The sequence below is a fragment of the Falsibacillus albus genome (assembly GCF_003668575.1).
Taxonomy (GTDB): domain Bacteria; phylum Bacillota; class Bacilli; order Bacillales; family DSM-25281; genus Falsibacillus; species Falsibacillus albus.
Window position 1 is genome coordinate 172,328 of record NZ_RCVZ01000006.1, and the last position, 24,877, is coordinate 197,204.

Below are 24,877 nucleotides of genomic sequence, written 5' to 3' on the forward strand. Positions count from 1 at the left end.
AAATTCTGAAAACTAAGGAGGGATTTTACTATTAAAACCGAAATAAATTAAGGCAAGCTTTTTTTTGTTAACTGAATAAAATCAATCATTCACAAGGAGGACTTTAAATGTCAGATAAGGTGAAAATTGGATTAATTCAAGCTACACATGATGTTGATGGCGGAGAACCTGTCAGTGTGCACAAAGAAAAAGCGATTGAAAAACATATCAAGCTAGTAAGGGAAGCAGCTGAAAAAGGTGCAAACATAATATGCCTGCAGGAAATTTTCTATGGACCATACTTTTGCGCCGAGCAGAGTACGAAATGGTATGATTCTGCAGAAGAAATTCCAAATGGGCCGACAACGAAAAGATTCCAGGAACTTGCCAAGGAATTAGGGACGGTCATCGTCTTGCCGATCTATGAACGGGAAGGGATCGCTACATACTATAATACAGCTGCTGTCATTGATGCTGATGGTTCTTATTTAGGAAAATACCGAAAACAGCATATTCCTCACGTAGGAGTTGGAAATGAAGGCTGTGGATTTTGGGAGAAATATTACTTTAAACCTGGGAATCTAGGATATCCGGTCTTTGATACGGCCTTTGCAAAAGTCGGGGTTTATATTTGCTATGACCGTCATTTTCCAGAGGGCGCAAGGCTGCTTGGATTAAAAGGAGCAGAAGTTGTATTTAATCCATCTGCTACTGTTGCAGGGTTGTCCGAATATTTATGGAAGCTTGAACAGCCTGCGCACGCCGTAGCCAATGGATATTACCTTGGGGCGATAAACCGTGTCGGCTTTGAAGGGCCATGGAACATGGGGGAATTTTACGGACAATCGTATTTAGTGGACCCAAGGGGCAATTTCGTTTCGATGGCCAGCAGGGACAAGGATGAAGTCATAATCGGAGAGATGGACAAAAAGTTGATAAGGGAAGTCCGTGATACTTGGCAATTCTACCGTGATAGACGCCCTGAGACCTATCAGGAGATGACGGCGCTGCTACCATAAAAAAAGACAGCATAGGGGGTTACATATCAATTATCTGAATGTGGAACCCTCTTTTTGTCATGGGCTGAATCAATCAAAAAAGGGAGGTTTTACTTTGGCCACATTGGATTCTGTGAGGATTTCCTTAAGTGATATCACTAAGAATTTCGAAGAAGTAGAGGCAGCACTAACCAATCAGGAAGCATTGGAAGAAGCCAATAGATGTCTGTTCTGCTACGATGCGCCGTGCATTAAAGCTTGTCCGACTGGAATTGATATCCCTAAATTCATAAAGAAAATCACATCCGGGAACTTATTGGGATCAGCCAAAACCATCATGGAGTCAAACCCGGTTGGGGCGAGCTGTTCCCGTGTATGCCCCACTGAAGAGCTTTGCGAAGGCTCATGTGTACTCAATCATTCGACCAAGCCGATCATGATCGGCAATCTTCAACGCTTTGCGACCGATTGGGCAATTCAAAACGAAAAAGTTCTGTTCAGGCAGGAAAAACGGAATGGCAAGAAAGTTGCCATCATCGGTAGTGGACCGGCAGGACTTTCGGCGGCACGTGAACTCGCTTTATTCGGGTATGATGTCACGGTTTTCGAGGCCTTGGAAAAGGCTGGCGGGTTGAACACATATGGGATTGTTTCCTTCCGGCTGCCACAGAAGATTTCTTATTGGGAAGTCGATCAAGTCAAATCCTTGAATGTGAACATCAAGACGAATACAAAAGTCGGAAAAGATGTATCGGCTGAGGAAATATTGAACTCATTTGATACCGTCATCCTTGCAGCAGGGATGTCAAAAGTACCTGGTTTGGACATTGACGGGGAGGAACTGGAAGGAGTATACGACGCAATCGAGTTTGTTAAAGAGACAAAAACCAAACCATTGTCAAATGATATCAAAGGGAAAAAGGTTGCCGTGATTGGTGCAGGTAATACGGCCATCGATGGGGCAACCTGTTCTGTTCGTCTAGGGGCGGAAAATGTGAAAATTTTATATCGAAGAACGCTTGAGGAAATGACTGCCTATGATTTCGAATATGACTTTGCCAAGCAGGATGGAGTCGAGTTCCGGTGGCTTACGGCGCCGAAAAAGATCATCGGCAAAGATGGAAAAGTCATTGGCATCGAATGCGTCAGGATGGAATTGGGGGACCCGGAAAAGGACGGAAGGAAGAGACCGTCTGTAGTGCCTGGCTCGGAATTTATCCTTGAGGTGGATGCCGTTATAAAAGCTATCGGTCAAACAAGGCACATCGAGCTGATCAATGAATTCAAGCTGAATCATCAAGGAGGGGTTGTGGAGGTTAATAAAGAGACATTTCAAACCTCCAACCCGAGGGTTTATGCATGCGGCGACATCGTTTTTGGTAAAGGGGTCGGTGAAGCAATGGTAGTTACGGCTGCACAGCAGGGGAAAGAAACGGCCTACGCCATTCATAAGCAATTGATGAAGGCAGAGACAGCTTGAATTAATGATAAAAGGGGAGGAAATGAGTCATGGCAGATTTACGAATCGATTTAGCAGGAATTAAGTCCCCAAATCCTTTTTGGCTGGCATCTGCACCGCCGACAAATTCAGGATATCAGGTTCAGCGTGCATTCGAAGCTGGATGGGGTGGTGCTGTGTGGAAAACACTGGGGGATCCAATCATTAATGTTTCTTCAAGGTTTGCAGCAGTCAATTTTAATGGACAGCGCGTAGCAGGTTTCAACAATATCGAATTGATAACAGATCGACCTCTCGAAGTCAATTTGAAGGAAATATACGAAACCAAAAAAAGGTTTCCTGACCATGCCATCATTGCTTCGCTGATGGTTGAACCGAAGCAGGAGAAGTGGCATGAAATAGTCAAAAAAGTAGAGGATGTGGGAGTGGACGGGCTCGAATTGAATTTCGGGTGCCCACACGGCATGGCTGAGCGGGGAATGGGATCAGCTTCCGGACAGGTGCCGGAACTCGTCGAGAAACAGACCTATTGGGCAAAGGAAGTGGCAAAGACGCCTGTCATTGTAAAACTCACACCGAATATCACGGATATAACCGTCACAGCAGAGGCTGCTGTCAGAGGTGGTGCGGACGCCATCAGTATGATCAATACGATCAACAGCCTTGCCGGGGTGGACCTTGACACATGGAACACGATTCCACATGTTGCCGGGAAAGGTGCCCATGGGGGATATTGCGGGCCTGCTGTTAAACCGATTGCGTTGAATATGGTAGCTGAATGTGCAAGGAATCCTAGGATAAATGTTCCGATTTCGGGGATCGGCGGAATATCGAGTTGGCAGGATACGGTTGAGTTCATGCTTATGGGAGCAGGCGGGGTCCAGGTCTGTACTGCAGCGATGCATCATGGGTTCCGGATCGTTGAGGATATGATAGATGGACTTAACAATTATTTAGATGATAAAGAAATTGCCTCTGTTTCTGAGCTGGTGGGGAAATCTGTGCCAAAATTTTCCGATTGGGGGAACTTGGATCTAAACTACCAAGTGGTGGCGCGAATCAACAATGATGTCTGCATCAATTGCAACAAATGTCATATAGTCTGTGAGGATACGTCTCATCAATGTATCGATATGCTGAAGGACGCTTCTGGAAATAATTATTTGAAGGTTCGGGAAGATGATTGCGTTGGCTGCAACCTCTGTTCCATTGTATGTCCTGTGGATGGTGCGATCGACATGATCGAAATACCGAGCGGCCAGCCCCCGATGAGCTGGAATCAGCGGCAGGAAGCATTAAGTTCCATTGAAAAGCCAAAAGTGGATGCATCCAAATAATAGAGGAGGTTGATTTTGATGAAAAAAATAATTAAAAATGGGGTAATCGTTACGGCATCAGATACGTATGAGGCAGAAATCTTGATTGAAGATGGTGTAATAAAGGCAATCGGGCATGATCTTCAAGCAAATGATGCAGAAGTTGTGGATGCCAAAGGGTGCTATGTATTCCCTGGTGGCATCGATCCCCATACGCACTTAGACATGCCATTTGGGGGGACTGTGACGAAGGATGATTTTGAAACTGGGACGATTGGAGCTGCATTCGGGGGAACCACTACAGTAATTGATTTCTGCCTCACCAATAAAGGTGTGCCGCTGGCGAATGCCATTAATGCATGGCACGCGAAATCCAAGGATAAAGCCGTCATTGATTACGGTTTCCATTTAATGATTGCAGAAATAACGGAAGATGTATTGAATCAGCTTCCTTCTGTCATCAATGAAGAAGGGATCACCTCTTTTAAAGTATTTATGGCCTATAAAAATGTTTTTCAAGCAGATGATGCAACTCTTTACCGTACCCTGCTTGCAGCAAAGGAGCTCGGTGCACTCGTCATGGTGCATGCTGAAAATGGAGATGTGATCGATTATTTAACCACTAAAGCGTTGGAAGAAGGAAATACCTCCCCTATTTATCATGCGTTGACCAGGCCGCCAGAAGTAGAGGGGGAAGCGACGGGAAGGGCATCACGTCTTACAGGTCTCGCTGACTCCCAGTTGTATGTGGTCCATGTTTCGTGTGCGGATGCTGCCGATCGAATCGCCGAAGCAAGGAAAAAAGGATGGAATGTGTGGGGAGAAACCTGCCCGCAATATTTGGTATTAGATCAATCATACCTGGAAAAACCGGATTTTGAGGGCGCTAAATATGTATGGTCGCCACCATTAAGGGAAAAGTGGAACCAAGAAAAGCTTTGGACGGCATTGAAAAATGGAGAACTCCAAACGATTGGATCTGATCAATGTTCCTTTGACTTCAAAGGTCAAAAGGATTTAGGCAAGGATGATTTCACGAAAATTCCAAATGGTGGACCGATCATTGAAGACAGGATGACGATTTTATTTTCGGAAGGTGTTAAAAAGGGACGAATTTCCTTGAATCAATTTGTTGACTTGACTTCAACCCGTGCAGCGAAGCTTTTCGGGCTATTCCCTCAAAAAGGAACAATCGCTGTTGGAACTGACGCAGATATCGTCATATATGATCCAAATGCAGAAAGGACATTATCTGCAGAGACACACCATCTAGCGGTGGATTACAGCGCTTTTGAAGGCATGGAAGTCACTGGTGAACCTGTTTCCGTCCTATCCAGAGGGGAATATGTCATTAAAGACAAACAATTTGTGGGAAACCCTGGTTCAGGAAAATTCCTGAAACGTTCAAAATTTGGTGAACATTCCGCCCAACAAAATAAAGAATTGCACACATCTTCAAATTAATAATCATCTCATCACGCTTTTCATAAGGTCAGGATTTGAGGGCTGGATGATTTTCAGCCCTTGCATTAAATGCTGTAGTTGTTCAGTCAATGAAAATGATTGATTGTTTTTATGCCTAATTAAGGAGTGTTGATGATGAGAAAAAGTTATTTGAAATCACCCGATTTATATCCGATTTCTGCAAGCGGAAGAAAGATTACTGCATTAGGTTATTCTTTCATGTGGGTAGGAATGGTCGTTGTTTTGGCCACTTTTGCAATCGGTGGCGCGGGGGTCATGTCATTGCCTCTCCCAATGGTCCTGCTCGCCACAATAATTGGATCACTTGCAATAGGTATCTTTACTTCATTGACTGCGGATATAGGAATTGAGCACGGATTATCATTCCCCGTTTACATGAGGGCCCCTTTTGGGACGATTGGAACGCATATCCCCTCAATTGCAAGGGGGATGGCAGCTTCAATGTGGTTTGGGATCAATACCTACTTTGGTTCGACTGCTATGAACGGAATCTTAAATATTTTATTTGGCTTTGATAATTGGTTTGTATGTTTTTTGATTTTTGCCATTTTTCAATTGGTCAATACCGCTTTGGGGATAAAAGCAGTGGAAAGGTTCGCCGATTTGGCAGCACCTATCATCATCCTCATTTCTGTCTGGATGTACAGTTCACTCTCTGATACAGCTGCTGCACAAGGAAGGGATATTTGGAGTTGGGTTGAAAATCCTGTCACCGGCGCTGCTGCATTTTCAGCATTCCTGGTGGTGATTTTCAGCAACATGGGATTTTGGGCAACCATTGCGGCTGACATTCCATCCATATCAAGGTTCATGAAGGCGCCAATCAATGAAAAAAATTGGTTCAGGCGCAATAAGAGTTCTTTGATTGGCAATTTAGTCGCCCTGCCATTGACCCAAGCGTTCATGGTCGTTATCGGCGGTGTGTCTTACATTGCGGTTTTAAATTATGATCCTGTTGTAGCATTGCAAAAAGCAGCAACCGGCTTCTTTCTCGGAATTTTGCTTCTGATGATCGTATTGGCGCAGTGGTCAACGAATATTGCAGCCAATATCGTCCCGGCTGCGACGATATTTTCAAATGTCGGAGGTCCGAAATTCCCGTTTTGGGCAGGGGTAATCACAGCCGGTATTGTCGGGATCTTAGTTCAGCCCTGGGAATTGTTTGCAGTCATTATTCCCGTTTTATTATTTGTAGGAGGAATCCTTTCGGCGATCATAGGGATATTGGTCGCAGATTACTACTTTATACGGAAGCGTAGAGTGAATGTGCCAGATCTTTACGAAGATCATGGACAGTATCGGTATATGAAGGGAGTAAACCTGGCGGGATTCATTTCCTGGATCATCGGGGGGACGGCATCATATTTTGTCCCTAATTACTCTTTTGTCGTCGGCTTTGTGATCGGTTCTGCCTGTTACTACGTATTGGCAAAATATTGGTGGTTTAAGAAATACGAGCAAGCAGAAATATTGGATCCTAGCGATGAAAAATATCTGGGAATTTCAGTTGGCAGGGAGTGGAGTATAGAGGAATCCTTAAATGAAGGATTTGTTGGAGAAGTCCCACAGGATGCTACGATAAATTTTGAATAGGAAAAAGGGGGGGAATCGATGTCGGATCATCAGGAGTTCTTGGCTGAAAGGGATCATATTGATGTTTTGATCGATCAAGGGTATAAGATCAAGAGTGTCCAAGAAAATCTTAGTGGTGCTTTCGTTGCATTTGAAAATAAAAATAAAGACACGAAAACTCTTCATGTGAAAACTGCAAATGGAAGGAAATATTTTTCTAATATCATTGTATTAAAGAACAATTGATCCAATCAGCATGATGGCGGCCGGATGCGTGAAAGGTGAATGAGTGATAAAGGTGTTCATTTTCAAAGCAGATGGCCGCTTTAATGAATTTTCTTTTAAGGGTGTGACAAGTTGAAAAAACATGCACAACTGACCATTGATGGAATTCTTGACCGCAAGCACTTTGAATCTGCAGAAATCATCGCAGGACATAACGGAACCTCAAGAATAATAAAATGGGTTCATGTTGTCGAAGTGACAAAAATCAAAAACCTATTAAAGGGAAATGAACTGATCTTATCAACTGGCGTTGCTTGGAAAGACCGCCCGGCCACATTTTTATCAATGGTGAATCAATTGATTGAATGTAACGCAGCTGGTATTTGTTTGGAAATCGGAACATATATGGACGTAATTCCCGAAGATGTCATACGGCTGGCAGACGAAAAACAATTTCCGATTATTGTATTTAACCAGGAAGTTCCATTTGTGGAAATCACTCAAGATTTACATACCAACTTGATAAATCAACAATATATGATGATTTCAGAGCTTGAGCATTATTCACAGTCACTGAATAAGCAGCTGTTAAATATATCTTCATATAAGGATATATTGAAGTTTTTACATGAGGAGCTTGGCGTACAAGTAATATTTTCTTTTAAGGAGCAGGAGCCTTGTTTTGTCCCACCAGTCGTCAAGTCCCAACAAGCAAAATGGAGAGAGGCAAGGGAACAAAAAAATGAGGAACCATTCAAGAACGAGCATCTCATCACCTCGCCTATTTACTTGTTCGATCAAGAATATGCAGAGTTGACGATCTATGACCCTGAACACTCGTTGAATGAATTTGAAACATTGATATTAGATCGAACATCCACCGCTCTTGCACATCATCTATTAAGACATTTGTATGTTGAAGAAAAAAAACGAGTGGAAGAATCGAAATGGATTGACGCATGGCTGGCAGGTGAACGAAGGAAAGAGGATATTTTTGAATATTTATCTGAACTTGATATTCAGCATAACTCCCATGGGGCGGTCGTTTGCATCTTCAAACTGGATTGTTTAAGAAAAAATAATGAAATAGACATGACGTATTATAAGCTTCAATTCCGTTCTTTTTTTCAGCAGCAAGGATTTCAAGCATTTATAACAGAGAAAAATAATATGATGATTTTCATATTATTGAACAAACGTTCCAAAAAGACTTGGAAATCCCGTCTTAGCATCGTCGTAAATCGCATGAACGAATCCGATTTGATAAAACGAAAAAATTTGGCGAGGTCCACATGCGGCATCGGCAAATATGTGGAGGATCTTGAGAAGGTATCGCAAAGCTTTCATTGTGCTGAGGAAACCATCCGCATACAGGATAAAGTTTCGGGATGCAGCTCGTACTTTTATGAAGATCTGCATTTATATCGAATCATCGCAAAATGCAGGAAGCACATTGATTTAGATGAGTATATTTCTGAATATTTATCTCCAGTCATTAAATATGACGAAAACTACAATGGGAAATTATTGGAGACTCTCAAGGTTTATCTTTCCTGCAATGGATCTAAGAAAGAAACAGCCAAGAAATTGTACGTTGTACGACAGACACTCTACCATCGTTTATCCAAATTGGAACAGCTTCTTGGCGATGATTTCATGGAGCCTGGCAAACGTTTGGCCATCGAATTCATGATCATGTCCCATGAATTCATTACAATGAATTCGCAGTTATCTTCAAAAGGGGCGGCGCAATCCTGATTGAGCTTTGCTTGCAAAATGTTCTGTACCTAAGAAGTCTTATTTAACATTGTGTCTAATGTTTGTAAAACATGGATGAGAGATAATGGAATTACAGAAATATAAATAATGGGAGGGCTTTTCTATGGCATTGCTAAAAAATGAAACAACAATTCTTAAAAACTTTGTAAATGGAAAATGGGTCGATTCAACAGCACTTGAAGCATCTGAAGTCATCAATCCTGCAACTGGTCAGCTTTTGGCAAAGGTTCCTATTTCTACGAAAGAGGATTTGGAAGAAGCTGTATCATCCGCAAAGGCTGCATTCACAAAATGGAAAGCGATACCTGTTCCAAAAAGGGCAAGAATCTTATTCAAATACCATACTTTGCTCACTGAACACCATGAAGAGCTGGCGAAGCTCATTGTTGAGGAAAATGGGAAGGCATACAAAGAAGCATTTGGAGAAGTTCAGCGTGGAATCGAATGTGTTGAATTTGCCTGCGGTGCTCCCACTTTAATGATGGGGGAATCTTTATCCGGGATTGCAGAAGAAATCGATTCGGAAATGTTCCGTTTTCCTCTTGGGGTCGTTGGAGGGATCACTCCATTCAATTTCCCGATGATGGTGCCTCTATGGATGTTCCCATTGGCCATTGCATGCGGTAATACATTTGTCCTCAAACCTTCTGAACGGACCCCGATTTTGGCAAATAAATTAGCCGAATTATTCACCCAGGCAGGCGCGCCTTCAGGAGTTCTAAATATTGTCCATGGTGCACATGATGTAGTGAATGGGCTGATTGAACATCGAGATGTTGCAGCCGTTTCATTTGTCGGTTCACAGCCGGTGGCCAAATATGTATATGAACGAGCCGCTGCCAATGGAAAAAGGGTTCAGGCTCTGTCCGGGGCGAAAAACCATCATATCGTGATGGAAGATGCGGACATGGCAAAAGCCGTACAGCATATCATCAGCTCCACATTCGGCAGTGCCGGCCAGCGCTGCATGGCCTGCAGTGCAGTCGTCGTAGTCGGGGATAACGAAAAGTTTGTAGAGGAGTTAAAAAAGAAAGCAGATGAATTGGTCATGGGAAATGGTATGGATGAAGAAGTATTATTAACCCCTGTCATTCGCAAGGAGCATCGTGAAAAGGTTCTTGGCTACATTCAAAAGGGATTGGAAGAAGGGGCTTCCCTGATTCGTGACGGGCGGCATGATATGGACGATAATACTGAAGGCAGCTTCCTTGGGGCGACAATATTTGATCATGTCACACCGGAAATGACGATCGCCCGCGAGGAGCTATTTGCACCTGTGTTAAGCCTATTAAGAGCAAAGGATCTTGATGAGGGGCTCGAATATATCCGTAAGTCAAGATTTGGGAATGGAGCAACGATCTATACAAAGGATGCAAGTGCTGTCCGGAAATTCCGGGAAGAAGCGGATGCAGGCATGTTGGGAGTGAATGTGGGAGTACCTGCGACGATGGCATTTTTCCCATTCTCAGGCTGGAAGGATTCATTCTATGGTGATTTACATGTCAATGGCAAAGACGGCGTTAACTTTTATACAAAGAAAAAAATGATTACTTCCCGATTTGATTATTAATTTCAGATCTTCTATTTAGAAGTGGAGGGGTAAAAATGGTTAAAGCAGGTCAATCACAAAGTACGTTGCATGCACAGGACGAAAAGTATATTTGGCACTCCATGAAGCCGTACAATCCAGATGGCACCATGGTGGTGACCAAAGCTGAAGGCTCATGGATCTCCGATTCCGAGGGGAATCGGTTTCTTGACGCGATGGCAGGATTGTGGTGTGTGAATGTTGGATACGGCCGGGAGGAGCTGGCACAGGCAGCGTATGAGCAGCTGAAGGATGTCGCTTACTTCCCTTTGACCCAAAGCCATGTTCCCGCGATTAAATTGGCGGAAAAATTGAATGAGCTATTAGAAGATGATTATGTCATTTTCTTTTCGAACAGTGGATCTGAGGCGAATGAAACAGCCTTCAAGATTGCCAGGCAGTATCATCAGCAAAAGGGAGACCAGAACCGATATAAAATAGTTTCCCGATACCGCGCCTACCATGGGAATTCGATGGGGGCACTTGCAGCTACAGGCCAAGCTCAAAGAAAATATAAATATGAACCGCTCGCCCCTGGATTTGTACACGTCGCACCTCCAGATGCATATCGCGACGAAGATACTGGGAAAGAGGCACATGAACTGACTGCTGTCAAAGAGATTGACCGGGTAATGACCTGGGAATTAAGTGAAACGATCGCGGCGATGATCATGGAGCCAATCATAACAGGCGGCGGAATTCTCGTCCCTCATGATGACTATATGAAAGCAGCCAAGGAAGTTTGTGAAAAACACGGAGCGCTGCTGATTGTCGACGAAGTGATCTGTGGATTCGGTCGTACAGGAAAAGCATTCGGTTTCATGAATTATGGGGTTAAGCCGGACATCATCACCATGGCAAAAGGTATTACAAGTGCTTATTTGCCTTTGTCTGCCACTGCTGTAAAGCGTGAAATCTACGAAGCGTTCAAAGGCTCAGAGGAATATGACTATTTGCGCCACATTAACACGTTCGGAGGCAACCCGGCAGCCTGTGCACTGGCTTTGAAAAATATTGAAATCATGGAAAGAGAACAATTGTTTCAACGTTCGGCAGAGTTGGGGGACAAATTGAAAAGTGATTTGAAGGCACATCTGCAAGACCATCCGCTAGTCGGTGATATCAGGGGCAAAGGCTTGCTCGTCGGCATCGAATTGGTCAAGGATAAAAAGACGAAAGAACCGCTTGGGGTCGGAAAAGTGAATGAAATCATCAATTTCTGCAAAAAAGAGAAATTGATCATCGGAAAAAATGGGGCGACCGTTGCCGGTTATAACAATGTACTTACGCTATCCCCTCCATTGAATATTGAAATCGAAGACCTGGACTACATTGTCCAAACAATCAATCGAGCTTTTGAACAAGTTAAATAAGCGAGAGTATGCCTCTCGTCACAGACTGTAAATATACTCAAGGAATTTTGAGTGTGTTTACAGTCTTTTTAATAATTGGCTATGTTAAAGCTTGGGTTGATATATTGCCGTTTTCAGCTGTTGATTGGAGGGCAAGTCGAAGACTCCGGCGGGAAAATCGGGGTCGGTGATACTCCGGTGGCGATAGCCGGATGTTCGATTGAGTTCGGCACGTCCGGTGCCAACATCGAACGACCTCACTTCCTGTGAGGCCCGCAGAAAGCGAAGACTTGCACGAAAATCAACAGCTGGGTTTAACAGAGACTTATCATTAAGAATAGTTTTTTTATGGTGATACGACATTGCTGCTCTTGTTCTGCGTTAAGTTGATTGGAACAGAAGCCTTGCATTCCATCACTCTGAAGCGGGGAGTGTAGGATCATTATTAAAAATATCATATATAGAAGAAAGTACTAAAAAATGGAGAGTCAATAATGTAATGGAATAAAATAAATTTACATAGCCATAACTTTTTGAAGCATTCATTCGTTAAATGTATAGAGGTAAAAAGGAGTGATCACTTTGAATACCCATAAACACAATCAAGCACCATCCGGACTGCTTGAATTCTATCCAGCATTGAAGCGATATTGCAAATCGTTGACCAAAAATGCTTGGGACGCCGAGGATCTTGCCCAGGAAACAGTCTTAAAGGTATTTAAAAAATATATTGCAGGAGCTTCATCTCAACAATCCCTGATAACACAAGCGCTCTTGAACAAAGTGGCTAAAAATCAATGGATCGATCAACTGAAATCAAAAGAGGAACAAAAATGTGAATTGGTGAAAGAACCTTCCTATGAACCGTTTAAGCATATGGCAGACCTTCATTCTGCTATAGAAGATTTATTGAAGCATTTTACAGAACAGCAAGTACTGGCTTTTGTACTCAAGGAAGTTTTTCAACATAGCCAGCAAGAAATTTCTGCGTGGCTATCCATCTCGGAGGGTGCGGTGAAAGGGACGTTGTTTAGAATCCGCACAAGGCTGAGGACATCGAATTTGGAAAAGCTGAAAAAGGAAGATCCTTATTCCCAAGAATTATTGGAGATCATTTATGAAGCGGTCATTGAACAATCATCCGAAAAAATAATGAAATATATCACCTTAAATCCGGTATTGCGTCAGAAAGCTTATGATAAAGGAGTACCTGACTGTCCTAGTTGTTCAATGTCCGCTGCCTAATAAAAAGGAGCGAAAGACAAATGAATACCATTCCGTATGTAATTGAACAAACTAAGTCCGGTGAAAGATCGTACGATATTTACTCACGGTTGCTTAAGGACCGGATCATCATGATTGGGGATGAAATCAATGATTCATTGGCCGGCAGCGTCGTATCCCAATTGTTATTTTTGGCTGCTGATGATCCGGAAAAGGATATATCCATTTATATCAACAGCCCTGGAGGATCTACTTCTGCTGGGTTTGCCATATATGATACCATGCAGTTCATCAAGCCCGATGTACAGACGATTTGCATCGGGATGGCTGCTTCATTCGGTGCGATGCTTCTTCTTGCCGGTACAAAGGGAAAAAGATTTGCGCTCCCGAATAGTGAAATCATGATTCATCAACCGCTTGGCGGTGCAAGGGGGCAGGCTACCGAAATTGAAATTTCAGCGAAGAGAATCTTGAAATTGAAGGAGCATATTAATCGAATCATTTCCGATCGTACGGGCCAATCGGTGGAAAAAGTTGCTTTTGATACAGACCGTGATTACTTTATGTCGGCAATGGAGGCAAAGGAGTACGGCATCATTGATGAGATTATCACCTGCCATAAGTGACACAGTCGAATAGCACCGAAAATGGAGTATGAATTCAATGGAATTTGTACTCCGTTTTTTAATTTATTTTAATGGAAATCATGTGAAAAAATAGGTATATTTTATTATTTTTATAAAAATTTACATTGGCCTAACAATTTTGTGATAATTTTGATTTGATTGACAAACAAAGGAGTGATAAAAATGAAAGCAAGGAAATCTGGAATTATTTTATTGATTTTTGCATTATGCTTGCCATCTGTGTTCTCCAACTTCCCGACTGCATTTGCGGAGGGGCCGAATGATCCAGCACCGGAAATTCAGCCATCTGGGGCATCAAATGGCAAAAAAATCTTATTCGACAATACCCATGGACAAACTGCCGGCGCTGCAGACTGGGTCATTGATGGTGGGTTCTCTGATTTTGCCAATGCAATTGCTGGAAATGGGTATTATGTAAAAGAACTAAGAAAAAATACTCCAATCACTTATCAGGATCTACAGGACTATGATGTTCTGGTCATAGGGGAAGCCAATATTCCATACAAATCTTCGGAGCAGGATGCACTTCTTCAATATGTACAAAATGGCGGCAGCATTTTCTTTATTGCCGATCACTATAATGCTGACCGCAATAAGAACCGCTGGGACGCTTCGGAAGTATTTAATGGATATAGACGCGGAGCCTGGTCCGATCCAACAAAAGGAATGACATCCGAAGAAGCCGGTTCAGCAGCCATGCAGGGAGTGGCAAGTTCGGACTGGCTGTCGACCAATTTTGGCATCAGATTCAGATACAATGCTTTAGGCGATATCACAGCCAATGATATTGTCTCTCCAAGTCAATCATTCGGTATTACGAATGGTGTCTCCACCGTTGCCATGCATGCTGGTTCCACTCTAGCAATTACGGATGGCAACAAGGCAAAAGGAATTGTTTATTTGCCGCAAACCAGCACCAGCTGGAGTCATGCAGTAGATCAAGGTGTATATGACGGAGGAGGCAGACCCGAAGGTCCATTTGTTGCAATATCCAAAGTCGGCCTCGGTAAAGCGGCTTTCATCGGGGATTCTTCACCGGTTGAAGATTCATCGCCAAAATACAAACGTGAAGAAAATGGCCAAACTAAAACAACGTATGACGGGTTTCAAGAACAGAATGACGGAACTCTTTTAGAGAATATGATAGATTGGTTGTCACAACAAGAAAGTTACACAAGTCTTTCACAAGTAAGCGGCCTTCAATTGGATCAGCCGACAGCGCTTCTATCCATGGAAACGCCGCAAAATTCTACCGAGCCTCAGGCTGAACCATGGGCAGCCCCGGATGCCGGCTACAAATGGTACGATCCATCAACGTTTAAATCAGGTTCTTATGGATATATGGGTGGAGGAACCGGCGGCACAGGCAGTCCAACGGAAAATGTATTTATTTCTGAATATGTAGAAGGAAGCAGTCTGAACAAAGCGATAGAAATTTATAACGGAACAGCTTCTTCGCTTGATTTGTCTTCATATTCGCTTAAATTATCGAATGTAGCCAATCCAATTTCATTATCTGGAACGGTTGCGAGTGGTGATGTATATGTCGTCGCCAACAGCGGAGCAGCTCAAGCCGTTTTGGACAAAGCCGATTTATTGAGCAGCAGCCTATCTTTCAATGGTGATGATTCCGTCACACTTGAAAACAGTGGACAAACTGTAGATGTGGTAGGGAGTGCAGGCACATCTTTCGGTGCTGACCAGACGCTTGTTAGAAATAGTTCTGTCACAACGGGAACTACTGCATACTCAGCAAGTGAATGGACAAGCTACCCTGTCGATACATTCAGCTATTTGGGAAGTCATACAGGAAGTGTTGTGTCTGGCACGGAAGTGTTGAATGAAAATTTCGATACTGGATCAAAGGGTGCTTATTCCTCAGCGAACGTAACGCTTGGGAGCGGTTCATGGTATTTTGATAATGCATTGCTTGGCAATCTAAGCACTGATAAGAAAAATGGAGCCCAATCTGCCAGAGTGAAAGCAAGCGGAGCGATAACGATGAATTTTGATGTCAGCGGGGCAAAGTCCATTGAGGTATCACATGCCAACTTTGGCTCTGACACAGGTGCATCCTGGCAGGTGCAGATGTCTACCAATCAAGGCGGCACCTGGGTGAATGTCGTAAATTCGAATACGAGTTCTTCAGCTCTTTCGAAAACATCGGTCACTGTCAATCAAAGCGGACCTGTCAGGTTCAGGATTGTTGTAAGTGGAACCAGTGGAAGCCGCTTGAATTTTGATGATTTTAAAATACTCAATTAAACATTAGAAAAAAGACTGTCCAAATGTATCATTTGGACAGTCTTTTTTCTGTTATTTTTCGTTTTGAAGATTTTCTTTAGTACGTGGTCCTTTATCTGCTGCAAATTCAACCATTTCTTTGCTTTGATCCTTATCATGATATTTTGCATTATTGTTCCTTTGAGCGTTTGCATTCCCGCGCTTCGTTTTTCCCACTGCCTTCAGCTCCTTCCAGGCTCTGGTAACGGTTGATCAAAAAAAATCAACAGAAACTTCGGCTATATTTTTTCCTTATTATTAGAGATTGTGGGGGAATTATACCTTTAAACAATTGAAAAACTTCCCATCAGAAATATAAGGTTTGTTTGGAAAAGACTAGTCAGATTATGAAACGACAAAATTCTACTTGTTTTTAATAGTCATAATGATTAGAATCAATGTGTGCAGATTTTTGGTTTCAACATGTTTCTTCAATAGGAACAATGGGATAATAAATATTAAGCAGAACACTGAACATCCTAAGTTATTTTATATAGAAGCAGGTGTTATGATGGACTCAAGATACAACAAACGCAAAGAACGAAAAGGAAGAAAGAAAAAACGATATAGAATTCTTGCTGTCTTGCTGCTGTTGATTTTTTCTGTAGTAGGATATTCCGCCTATCAATATTACGAAGGAACGAAAATGGCCAAGGATGAGCCCACTACGTTGAAGAAAGATTATAAATTCAACGGAACTAAGGACGCTAACGGCAAAATCAATGTCTTACTTTTGGGGATCGACAGCCGGGGCGAACAAAAATCACGTTCTGACACAATGATCGTAGCCCAATATGATCCGAAAACAGAACAAACGAAAATGGTTTCATTAATGCGGGATATGTATGTGAAAATTCCCGGGTATCAAAACTATAAATTAAATACTGCCTTTTTCTTGGGTGGTCCAGAGCTATTGAGAAAAACGATCAAGGAAAACTTCGGCCTTGATATTCAATACTACATGATTGTCGATTTCAAAGGATTCGAAAAATCGATCGACACACTGGCTCCCGAGGGGATCGAAATCAATGTAGAAAAGGAAATGTCCCAGAATATCGGGGTGACTTTAAAACCAGGCGTTCAAAAATTGCATGGGAAGGAATTGCTCGGGTATGCCCGTTTCCGCCACGATGCACAAGGGGACTTTGGCCGGGTTGCGCGCCAACAGAAAGTTCTTGAAGCTGTAAAGGAGAAAGTATTAAGTGTCGGCGGTGTAGCAAAGCTCCCTAAAATGATCGGGGCTGTCCAGCCTTACTACGAAACAAACATGAGTAAGTGGAACGAAATCTCCCTATTGAAGGACGTTTTATTTAATAATGACAAAAAAATCAAAACCTTGACGGTACCTGTTGAAGGCTCTTATCAAAACGGATATTATAGCCACGCAGGTGCGGTTCTGGAAGTTGATTTTGACAAGAACCGTCAAGCCATCCAGGATTTCCTGAACGGTAAAAATCAAGATGGCAGCAGTGATTCAGAAAACAGCAGTGACAACCAATAAAACTTGAGGCTGAGACAAAAGAGTTTTAATAGAAGAAAAACCCGAACTATAATCCGAAATGTTTCCTTATATTTCGGATTCGTTCGGGCTTTTCATGTTTAAGAATGTTTGTAGATTTTAGCTTATTCCAGCTGTTGATTGGAGTGCAAGACAAAGACTCCGGCCCCCCGTGGAAAGCGAAGTCTTGCGCGGAAATCAACAGCGGCGTAATAGAAACTAAAAACATGTTTTAGATATTGTTTGTCTCTAGAGTAAAGTGAATAAGTTGTGTCCCCGTGTCTTTTGTATGGCTGCGAAATCGATGTGAATTCGAAAGCAGCTATAAATTGTTTACAGTAATTAGTTGTTTTTAATCTGTGTAAAAAGGGAATAACTCACTTATGAGAGTCATTGAAGGGAGAAAAAGGCGATGAGTGAGGGGTTATTGACCAAAAATATCAAAGAACATGAGATAACGGCTCGACCGTGGATCAAAAGGTTTGCAAGACTTGGTTATTTTGCGAAAGGGTTTGTTTACATTCTTATTGGAGTCCTCTCCATGCTGGCAGCATTTGGAGTCGGTGGAGGCACAAAAGACGCAACCGGGGCATTCGCGGCAGTGGCCAGTGAGCCTTATGGGGAAATATTGCTGTGGGTTATAGCGGCGGGGCTGGCAGGATATGTTTCCTGGCGCTTTATCCAAATAATTTTCGATCCTGAAGAAAAAGGGTTTGATATGAAAGGGATATTAATAAAGCTGGGCTACCTGATCAGCGGGATCATTTATTCTGGTTTGATCTTCAAAGCAGTTAAAATCGCCCTCCATAGCAGTTCCGGTAATTCCGGGGGCTCGAAAAAGACCATGCTGGCAAAGGTGATGGCAGAACCATTTGGGCAGTGGGCAGTGGGACTTGTTGGAATTGGAATCATCATTTTCGGTATTTATGAATTTTATTATGCTTTTAAAGGAAAATTTGCAGAGAAATTTAAAAAGCATAAAATGAATAAACATGAATGGGAATTGGGGATCAAATCCGGTAAAATCGGGCTGTCTGCCAGGGGAGTCGTTTTTTGCATCATTGGCTATTTTGTGACAATGACTGCATACACAGCAAAACCAAGTGATTCGATCTCAATGGACGGTGCCCTTTTAAAAATCGCCCAACAGCCTTTCGGACAATGGATGTTGGCGATCGTAGCCATTGGACTAAGCCTTTATGGGGTTTTTCAAATCGTAAAGGGGAAAAATCGATATATGCAAGTAATATCTTAAAAATGAGGGGAGCATATAAGGCTCCTCTTTACTATGCTCCGAAGAAAATATTTTAAATTTATGAAACCTTATTTTGTGATGTTCGTACATAATAGTAACAGCCCAGCTATCAGCTTTCTTTCAATTCACTCGGTTATTATCCTAAAGAAGTTGTTTTTTTAAAAAGTTAAAAAAATATTTAATTTTAAGATGTTGATTGGAGAGCGGATGGTGCGAAGACTCTGAGGATTCAGTGCAACGCCCCTTGGAATGCCGGCATCCTGCAGTGGAAATCATCCTTAAACAACATTTGAATAAAAGAAGCAACTTTTACGAAAACAACTATTCACAAAAATTGTCAGAATTGATATAAATCTTTTTAAAAGATTTTGATAGTATGGTAACATTTTAGTATGAATTCACTATTTTTAGATAGAAAGAAGGAGTGAAAGTATGGCGATTTCATTACAAAAGGGGCAAAAGATCGATCTGACAAAAGGTAAACCCGGCCTCTCAAAAATTTTAGTTGGATTGGGCTGGGACCCCGTGAAAAAAAGTTCAGGATTCTTAGGAGGTTTATTTGGAGGCGGAAATAGCAATATTGATTGTGATGCGTCTGTTTTGATGCTGGACGAGAAGGAACGCTTGGAAGATGTCGTCTATTTCGGAAAAAAAGTAAGTACTTGTCAAAGTATTAAACACTCTGGGGATAATATTACAGGAGAAGGCGAAGGTGACGATGAGCAAGTTTTCATCGATCTCAACAAAGTTCCGGGCAACGTACATAAACTTGTTTTCGTCGTGAATATTTATCAGGCGGTCCAAAGGCGCCAAGATTTCGGAATGATCCAAAATGCCTTCATCAGAATTGTGGATTCATCGGCAAATGCCGAGTTGATCCATTATAATTTATCTGACAACTATTCCGGCAAGACTGCGCTGTTCCCAGGCGAAATTTATCGCCATAACGGAGAATGGAAATTTTCTGCAGTGGGTGAAGGCACCAATGATACAGGCATCGACAAAATTGCAAACAAATATCGCTGATTAATTCAAACTACTTGAAGGAGTGGCTAAAATGGCAATTAATTTATCAAAAGGACAAAAGGTAGATTTAACAAAAACAAATCCAGGATTATCAAAAATCGTCGTCGGTCTGGGATGGGATACGAACAAATATGACGGTGGAAACGATTTTGACCTCGATTCTTCTGTTTTCCTATTGAATGGTCAAGGAAAATGTTCAGCAGAAACTGATTTCATTTTCTATAATAATACAACTGGAGCCAATGGTGCAGTGGTTCACGGAGGCGATAACCGCACGGGGGAAGGCGAAGGTGATGACGAACGCGTGCGTGTAGATCTCAACAACGTCCCCGCTTCCATTGAAAAAATCGCATTTACGATCACCATCCATGAAGCAGAACAACGCGGGCAAAACTTTGGGCAGGTTTCCAATTCATTCGTTCGCATTGTAAATGAACAATCAAATGAAGAATTGATCCGCTACGATCTTGGAGAAGATTTCTCAATCGAAACGGCCGTTGTCGTCGGTGAACTATACCGCCATAATGGAGAATGGAAATTCAACGCCATCGGAAGCGGATACCAAGGCGGTCTTGCATCGCTTGTCAAAGACTTTGGATTGGATGTTTAAAGGTCAAACAATGGACAAAGGCTCCTGCAGCTGAAATCAATCACATTTTATTATGGTTAAAAAGGCTGTTTTTGTAAAGGTGTTGTCAATCCTAGTGACGATACTAACGTAAGGCGATATTAAGTCTTGGTTTTCACATTAGCCTGTTTCCAGCTGTTGATTGAGTGCAAGTCGTAGACTCCGAAGGGAAAAGCGGCGTCAGCGAGACCCCGGAGGCGCTAGCCGAGGAGGGATCAGGCGGATGTTCGATTAAGTTCGGCACATCCGGTGCCAATCGAACGACCTCACTTCGTGTGTGGCCCGAGGAAAGCGAAGACTTGCACGGAAGTCAACAGCGGCATTTAACTAAACCTTACGTAAAAATAGCTATTTTGTTTGTTGAAATAAAGTTTACCAGCTCTTTTCTTCCTATATAATATATTTTGAGAGAATAGAGCCTTAAAAAACCACTAAGGATTTCGAAAGAGCTAAAAGATAATATGTAAAGAACGGAATGGAGTGATTGTATGTCATCAATATCATTATCTAAAGGGCAGCGAATTGATCTGACCAAGACAAATCCAGGCTTGACGAAAGTCATCATCGGTCTTGGCTGGGATACAAACAAATATTCAGGCGGACAGGATTTTGACCTGGATGCATCAGCTTTCTTGGCTACATCTGAAGGGAAAGTTATTAATGACAACGAGTTTATTTTTTATAACAATTTAAAAAGTCCCGATGGGGCAGTTGAGCACACCGGAGATAATCGTACGGGTGAAGGTGAGGGAGACGATGAACAGCTGATCGTTGACTTCAGCAAGGTTTCAAGGCATATCGAGAAAATTGGAATCACTGTGACCATTCACGATGCCGAAGCCCGTTCACAAAACTTCGGGCAGGTGTCCAATGCATTTGTCCGTGTATTGGATGCATCTACGAATGAAGAGGTACTGCGCTACGATTTAGGCGAAGATTTTTCCATTGAAACAGCTGTAGTTGTATGCGAACTTTACAAACACAGCGGTGATTGGAAATTCAATGCCATCGGCAGCGGTTTCCAAGGCGGTCTGGCGGCATTATGCCGTAATTATGGCTTGGATGTTTGATTTTATGGCAAAAAGGGGCTTCATATACCCTTTTTGCCGCTCTAGATGACAGAATATTCCGTCATTTAAGGACCAACAAAATTGGAGTAAAGGGGAAAAGAAATGGCAGATTTCTTTCATGGGCTCATACAAAATTATGCATCATTCTTTTCTTTGGAAACGTTTGAACATGTTTTGACGGACCCTGCGAGTTGGGGGATCATTGGTACATTGGTCATATTAGAAGGGCTGTTGTCAGCGGATAATGCACTTGTGCTGGCTGTGCTGGTCAGGCACCTTCCTGCAAAACAGCAGAAGAAAGCCCTTTTTTATGGGATTATCGGTGCATATATTTTTCGTTTTTTAGCTATTGGCTTGGGCGTATTCTTAATAAAAATCACTTGGATTAAAATTCTTGGCGGTCTGTATTTGTTGTATTTATCACTTTCCCATTTCCTGAAAAAAGAAGAAGACGATGGGGAAGTAACAGCGAAACAAATGGGCTTTTGGAGAACGGTGCTTACGGTGGAGCTTATGGATATTGCCTTTAGCATTGATAGCGTCATCGCTGCATTTGGGGTGTCCGATCAACTATGGGTATTGCTGCTTGGGGGCATGCTCGGCGTTTTGATGATGAGGGGAGTAGCTCAGATTTTCCTTGCTTTGATCGAACGTGTCCCTGAATTTGAAGCCACCGCCTTTATTCTGATTGCTGTCATCGGGGTGAAAATGATTGCCGCCTCTTTTGGGTTCCACATGGAGGAAATCTTATTCTTCGGAATTTTGGTGGCCATCTTCTTAGGAACATTTCTGGTTCATTTGTGGAAGAAAAGGACGAAGGAATCTGAAGCAGGTAAATAAGAGTTTACTGAGGGAAGGATTCAATGATGATCTTTCTCTCTTTTTCTACTTTATGAACATATTATCAAAAGGGTATTCGTTAAGGAGGCAAGTCGTTTGCAGCATTTTTCTTATTTGACTAAAGATGAAAAAGAGGAAATGTTTTATCATAGCCCGATTGAATTTTCCAAACATTCGCCTTTGGAAATCTTAGCCTATAGTTTAGGCGCTACTCTTTATATGCCGGGAAATAGGAGGCAAATTTCGGATGATCTACTTTCGGGGAAATTCATTAAAGGAAAGCATGAAGGTCTTACTTCCATCGTTTTGTGCTTAGAGGATTCGATAGGTGATGATGAGTTGGAAAACGCGGAATGGAACATCGTCCATCAATTGCAAAGGGTGCATAAGGCAATAAACGCCGGTGTATCCATGGAACAAGATCTTCCGATGGTATTCATTAGGGTAAGGACTCCGCGGCAAATGTTTCTAATCGTTGAACGTCTTGGAGAAGCCGTTGAATTGATATGTGGATTCGTTTTTCCGAAATTCTCGCCAGAAAATGGCGAATTGTATTTAACAACACTAAGGGATCTCAATGAAAGAGAAGGGGTTTGCTTGTATGGCATGCCCATTTTGGAGTCTGCCTCGGTGATCTACAGGGAACAAAGGGATATCACTCTAATGAATCTCAAAGCACTCTTGGACAAGTATCATGACTTGATTTTGAATATTAGAATAGGCGGTACGGATTTCTCAGGGTTATTTGGCCTTAGAAGAAACAGGGACACAACCATTTACGATATTCTTGTTATCAGGGATTGCATATCTGACATCATCAACTTATTCGGCCGCTCTGAGTCAGATTATGTCATCTCCGGCCCTGTATGGGAATATTTCAATGGAAGCCAGCGAATTTTAAAGCCCCAGATTCGTCAAACGCCATTTGAACAGGCCTTTGGAAGAACCGGGACAAAATTAAGGTCACAAATCATCAACCGTGATGAAGATGGCCTCATCCGAGAAGTCCTGTTGGATAAATCAAACGGGCTGGTTGGAAAAACCATCATACATCCATCTCACATCAAAATTGTCCAGGCATTGAATGTAATTACCCTCGAAGAGCATATGGATGCATGTTCGATAATGGAGCATGAAGTCTTTACAAACGGAGTCATCAAAAGTCAATTTTCCAATAAAATGAACGAAATAAAACCACATTTAAACTGGGCAAGGAAAATCTTGCTGAAATCTAAAATTTATGGGGTGTTAAAGGATGGGCAATCATTCATCGATCTCCTTGGAGATAAGAAAGAACAAGACTTATTCTATTGACGTCATTGATGGATTAAGAGTCAAGATAAATATTGATCGAAACCCGTATCAAATTCCGTTGGACTCATTGTTTGAAATGGCTGCCAGAATCAATAAAAAAAGAGGATTCCTGTTTGTCAGCAAGCTGTTGGGAAAGCATATTCCTGTAAATCCAAGGTTGGCCCTCCTGACTGGGGGACTGCTGGCCAGCAGATTCATGGAAAAGAATTCTTCCCGGCTTCATCCATTATTGGGTGAAATGCTGGAAGCACTAAAAAGGGGAAGGTGCGTTGATCATCTTTTCGGTGAAATCACCAGCCATACATATGAACTGAAGCAAAGGACTCTATTCATTGGATTTGCTGAAACAGCCACTGCCCTTGGCCATGCGATGTTCAATAGCTTTGAAAATAGCGATTTTTTTCATACTACACGCGAGGATCTCACGGACCATATATCCGTCATCGACTTTGAAGAAGAACACTCGCATGCGACCTCTCATCGATGCTACATTCCAAAACACTTGATTGATAATCATCATCCGATCGTGTTGGTCGATGATGAATTAACAACAGGAAAGACAGCTTTGAATATTATTGAATCAATTCATCGATCATTTCCAAGGAAGCAGTATCATATCGTTTCCATTCTGGATTGGCGCTCGGAAGAAGACCGTCGGCATTTCAAGGAACTTGAGAAGAAATTGAATATACAGATCAATGAAATATCCCTGGTGGAAGGGACCATTGAAGTTGAAGGCTCACCTGAAAGCGGTTTATTGCGTGATGATAGGGACCAATCCAAAATAATGGAGAGTTCGGTTCAATTTCATGATTTCTCGAAAAGCGTTGAGACCGATCTTATTGTCAAAGCTGTTTCGAGGAATGAAAGAGAGTATACGACTTATTTAACTTTGACAGGGAGATTCGGTTTTCGTGATTTCGAAAAGGATAAAATGGATCGCTTCATTCAAAAAATGGCTAAGTCTCTAAGCGATGAAATGTCGGGAGATAAAGCACTTTGTCTCGGAACAGGGGAATTTATGTATGTACCGATGAGGATTGCTGCAGAAATGGGAGAAGGGGTCAATTTTCAGTCGACAACAAGGAGCCCCATCTTTCATCATGACGCACCGGGGTATGGGGCTAAACAAAAATATTCTTTCGAAAGCCCGGAACATCCAGGTGTAAGGAACTTTTTTTATAATGTCATACCCGGTCAATATGAGGAAGTCTTCATCTTTTTTGAAAAGAATATCGAGCGTGAAAAGCTAAATCCTTTGCTTTCCCATTGTCATCGATTATTCAAAACGATCCATATTGTTACGTTTGGAGGATAAACATATTCTTTGAAGCAGGTG

At 42.3% G+C, this 24,877-nt stretch carries 21 protein-coding genes and 1 pseudogene; 21 read left to right on the forward strand and 1 reads right to left on the reverse strand.

Annotated elements, in window-relative coordinates; all coding sequences use genetic code 11:
* Nucleotides 1-107 precede the first annotated feature (107 nt).
* From D9X91_RS10775 to D9X91_RS22865, 13 genes and pseudogenes are all read left to right on the forward strand, one after another.
* Nucleotides 108-998, forward strand: a complete 891-nt coding sequence (locus D9X91_RS10775) for a nitrilase-related carbon-nitrogen hydrolase (protein WP_121680622.1) — start codon at nt 108-110, stop codon at nt 996-998.
* A 94-nt stretch (nt 999-1,092) separates the two neighbouring features.
* Nucleotides 1,093-2,457, forward strand: coding sequence for an NAD(P)-dependent oxidoreductase (locus D9X91_RS10780; protein ID WP_407644187.1), 1,365 nt, complete (start codon nt 1,093-1,095; stop codon nt 2,455-2,457).
* 29 nt (nt 2,458-2,486) lie between these two features.
* On the forward strand, nt 2,487-3,773 hold the full coding sequence (gene preA, locus D9X91_RS10785) for an NAD-dependent dihydropyrimidine dehydrogenase subunit PreA (RefSeq protein WP_121680623.1): 1,287 nt from the start codon (nt 2,487-2,489) through the stop codon (nt 3,771-3,773).
* A gap of 18 nt (nt 3,774-3,791) precedes the next feature.
* Nucleotides 3,792-5,216 (forward strand): dihydropyrimidinase, encoded by a 1,425-nt coding sequence (gene hydA, locus D9X91_RS10790; RefSeq protein WP_121680624.1) that lies wholly within the window; start codon nt 3,792-3,794, stop codon nt 5,214-5,216.
* A gap of 135 nt (nt 5,217-5,351) precedes the next feature.
* Nucleotides 5,352-6,830 (forward strand): NCS1 family transporter, encoded by a 1,479-nt coding sequence (locus D9X91_RS10795; RefSeq protein WP_121680625.1) that lies wholly within the window; start codon nt 5,352-5,354, stop codon nt 6,828-6,830.
* An 18-nt stretch (nt 6,831-6,848) separates the two neighbouring features.
* A complete protein-coding gene (locus D9X91_RS10800; protein WP_121680626.1) occupies nt 6,849-7,055 on the forward strand; it encodes a hypothetical protein in 207 nt (68 codons plus the stop codon).
* A 111-nt stretch (nt 7,056-7,166) separates the two neighbouring features.
* Entirely contained in the window at nt 7,167-8,792 is a 1,626-nt protein-coding gene (locus D9X91_RS10805) for a PucR family transcriptional regulator (protein WP_121680627.1), read from the forward strand.
* A 124-nt stretch (nt 8,793-8,916) separates the two neighbouring features.
* The gene (locus tag D9X91_RS10810; protein ID WP_121680628.1) at nt 8,917-10,383 is read left to right on the forward strand and encodes a CoA-acylating methylmalonate-semialdehyde dehydrogenase; all 1,467 of its coding nucleotides are present in this window, start codon (nt 8,917-8,919) and stop codon (nt 10,381-10,383) included.
* Nucleotides 10,384-10,418: 35 nt separating this feature from the next.
* Nucleotides 10,419-11,774: an aspartate aminotransferase family protein gene (locus D9X91_RS10815; protein WP_121680629.1), complete on the forward strand. Its 1,356-nt coding sequence runs from the start codon at nt 10,419-10,421 to the stop codon at nt 11,772-11,774.
* A gap of 561 nt (nt 11,775-12,335) precedes the next feature.
* On the forward strand, nt 12,336-12,998 hold the full coding sequence (locus tag D9X91_RS10820; protein ID WP_158598291.1) for a sigma-70 family RNA polymerase sigma factor: 663 nt from the start codon (nt 12,336-12,338) through the stop codon (nt 12,996-12,998).
* Nucleotides 12,999-13,018: 20 nt separating this feature from the next.
* Nucleotides 13,019-13,603: an ATP-dependent Clp endopeptidase proteolytic subunit ClpP gene (gene clpP / locus D9X91_RS10825; RefSeq protein WP_121680631.1), complete on the forward strand. Its 585-nt coding sequence runs from the start codon at nt 13,019-13,021 to the stop codon at nt 13,601-13,603.
* Between the two features lie 183 nt (nt 13,604-13,786).
* Nucleotides 13,787-14,980, forward strand: a pseudogene (locus D9X91_RS22860) (Ig domain protein group 2 domain protein); the annotation flags it as partial.
* Nucleotides 14,966-15,889 (forward strand): lamin tail domain-containing protein, encoded by a 924-nt coding sequence (locus D9X91_RS22865; protein WP_233569773.1) that lies wholly within the window; start codon nt 14,966-14,968, stop codon nt 15,887-15,889. The pseudogene D9X91_RS22860 and the gene D9X91_RS22865, both read left to right, overlap by 15 nt.
* A gap of 51 nt (nt 15,890-15,940) precedes the next feature.
* On the opposite strand, the gene D9X91_RS22725 is transcribed toward D9X91_RS22865, so the two are convergent.
* A complete protein-coding gene (locus D9X91_RS22725) occupies nt 15,941-16,084 on the reverse strand; it encodes a hypothetical protein (protein ID WP_199738098.1) in 144 nt (47 codons plus the stop codon).
* A 334-nt stretch (nt 16,085-16,418) separates the two neighbouring features.
* On the opposite strand from D9X91_RS22725, the gene D9X91_RS10835 reads away from it, so the two are divergent.
* The 8 genes from D9X91_RS10835 (at nt 16,419) to D9X91_RS10870 (ending at nt 24,856) form a co-directional block, all read left to right on the forward strand.
* Nucleotides 16,419-17,408, forward strand: coding sequence for an LCP family protein (locus D9X91_RS10835; protein WP_121680633.1), 990 nt, complete (start codon nt 16,419-16,421; stop codon nt 17,406-17,408).
* A gap of 409 nt (nt 17,409-17,817) precedes the next feature.
* The gene (locus tag D9X91_RS10840) at nt 17,818-18,660 is read left to right on the forward strand and encodes a DUF1206 domain-containing protein (RefSeq protein WP_121680634.1); all 843 of its coding nucleotides are present in this window, start codon (nt 17,818-17,820) and stop codon (nt 18,658-18,660) included.
* Nucleotides 18,661-19,092: 432 nt separating this feature from the next.
* Nucleotides 19,093-19,686: a TerD family protein gene (locus D9X91_RS10845; protein WP_121680635.1), complete on the forward strand. Its 594-nt coding sequence runs from the start codon at nt 19,093-19,095 to the stop codon at nt 19,684-19,686.
* A gap of 31 nt (nt 19,687-19,717) precedes the next feature.
* Nucleotides 19,718-20,296 (forward strand): TerD family protein, encoded by a 579-nt coding sequence (locus D9X91_RS10850; protein WP_121680636.1) that lies wholly within the window; start codon nt 19,718-19,720, stop codon nt 20,294-20,296.
* Between the two features lie 506 nt (nt 20,297-20,802).
* Nucleotides 20,803-21,384, forward strand: a complete 582-nt coding sequence (locus D9X91_RS10855; RefSeq protein WP_121680637.1) for a TerD family protein — start codon at nt 20,803-20,805, stop codon at nt 21,382-21,384.
* Between the two features lie 102 nt (nt 21,385-21,486).
* On the forward strand, nt 21,487-22,224 hold the full coding sequence (locus tag D9X91_RS10860) for a TerC family protein (RefSeq protein ID WP_121680638.1): 738 nt from the start codon (nt 21,487-21,489) through the stop codon (nt 22,222-22,224).
* A gap of 96 nt (nt 22,225-22,320) precedes the next feature.
* Nucleotides 22,321-23,538 (forward strand): HpcH/HpaI aldolase/citrate lyase family protein, encoded by a 1,218-nt coding sequence (locus tag D9X91_RS10865; RefSeq protein ID WP_121680639.1) that lies wholly within the window; start codon nt 22,321-22,323, stop codon nt 23,536-23,538.
* Nucleotides 23,480-24,856: a phosphoribosyltransferase family protein gene (locus D9X91_RS10870; protein WP_121680640.1), complete on the forward strand. Its 1,377-nt coding sequence runs from the start codon at nt 23,480-23,482 to the stop codon at nt 24,854-24,856. The genes D9X91_RS10865 and D9X91_RS10870 overlap by 59 nt, the downstream gene beginning before the upstream one ends.
* Nucleotides 24,857-24,877 lie beyond the last annotated feature (21 nt).

What these genes read in the sequence shown, in the direction of transcription:
- D9X91_RS10775 (WP_121680622.1), top strand. Translation starts at nt 108, where the DNA reads ATGTCAGATAAGGTGAAAATTGGATTAATTCAAGCTACACATGATGTT.
- preA (WP_121680623.1), top strand. Translation starts at nt 2,487, where the DNA reads ATGGCAGATTTACGAATCGATTTAGCAGGAATTAAGTCCCCAAATCCT.
- hydA (WP_121680624.1), top strand. Translation starts at nt 3,792, where the DNA reads ATGAAAAAAATAATTAAAAATGGGGTAATCGTTACGGCATCAGATACG.
- D9X91_RS10795 (WP_121680625.1), top strand. Translation starts at nt 5,352, where the DNA reads ATGAGAAAAAGTTATTTGAAATCACCCGATTTATATCCGATTTCTGCA.
- D9X91_RS10800 (WP_121680626.1), top strand. Translation starts at nt 6,849, where the DNA reads ATGTCGGATCATCAGGAGTTCTTGGCTGAAAGGGATCATATTGATGTT.
- D9X91_RS10810 (WP_121680628.1), top strand. Translation starts at nt 8,917, where the DNA reads ATGGCATTGCTAAAAAATGAAACAACAATTCTTAAAAACTTTGTAAAT.
- D9X91_RS10815 (WP_121680629.1), top strand. Translation starts at nt 10,419, where the DNA reads ATGGTTAAAGCAGGTCAATCACAAAGTACGTTGCATGCACAGGACGAA.
- clpP (WP_121680631.1), top strand. Translation starts at nt 13,019, where the DNA reads ATGAATACCATTCCGTATGTAATTGAACAAACTAAGTCCGGTGAAAGA.
- D9X91_RS22865 (WP_233569773.1), top strand. Translation starts at nt 14,966, where the DNA reads ATGGGTGGAGGAACCGGCGGCACAGGCAGTCCAACGGAAAATGTATTT.
- D9X91_RS10835 (WP_121680633.1), top strand. Translation starts at nt 16,419, where the DNA reads ATGGACTCAAGATACAACAAACGCAAAGAACGAAAAGGAAGAAAGAAA.
- D9X91_RS10840 (WP_121680634.1), top strand. Translation starts at nt 17,818, where the DNA reads ATGAGTGAGGGGTTATTGACCAAAAATATCAAAGAACATGAGATAACG.
- D9X91_RS10845 (WP_121680635.1), top strand. Translation starts at nt 19,093, where the DNA reads ATGGCGATTTCATTACAAAAGGGGCAAAAGATCGATCTGACAAAAGGT.
- D9X91_RS10850 (WP_121680636.1), top strand. Translation starts at nt 19,718, where the DNA reads ATGGCAATTAATTTATCAAAAGGACAAAAGGTAGATTTAACAAAAACA.
- D9X91_RS10855 (WP_121680637.1), top strand. Translation starts at nt 20,803, where the DNA reads ATGTCATCAATATCATTATCTAAAGGGCAGCGAATTGATCTGACCAAG.
- D9X91_RS10860 (WP_121680638.1), top strand. Translation starts at nt 21,487, where the DNA reads ATGGCAGATTTCTTTCATGGGCTCATACAAAATTATGCATCATTCTTT.
- D9X91_RS10870 (WP_121680640.1), top strand. Translation starts at nt 23,480, where the DNA reads ATGGGCAATCATTCATCGATCTCCTTGGAGATAAGAAAGAACAAGACT.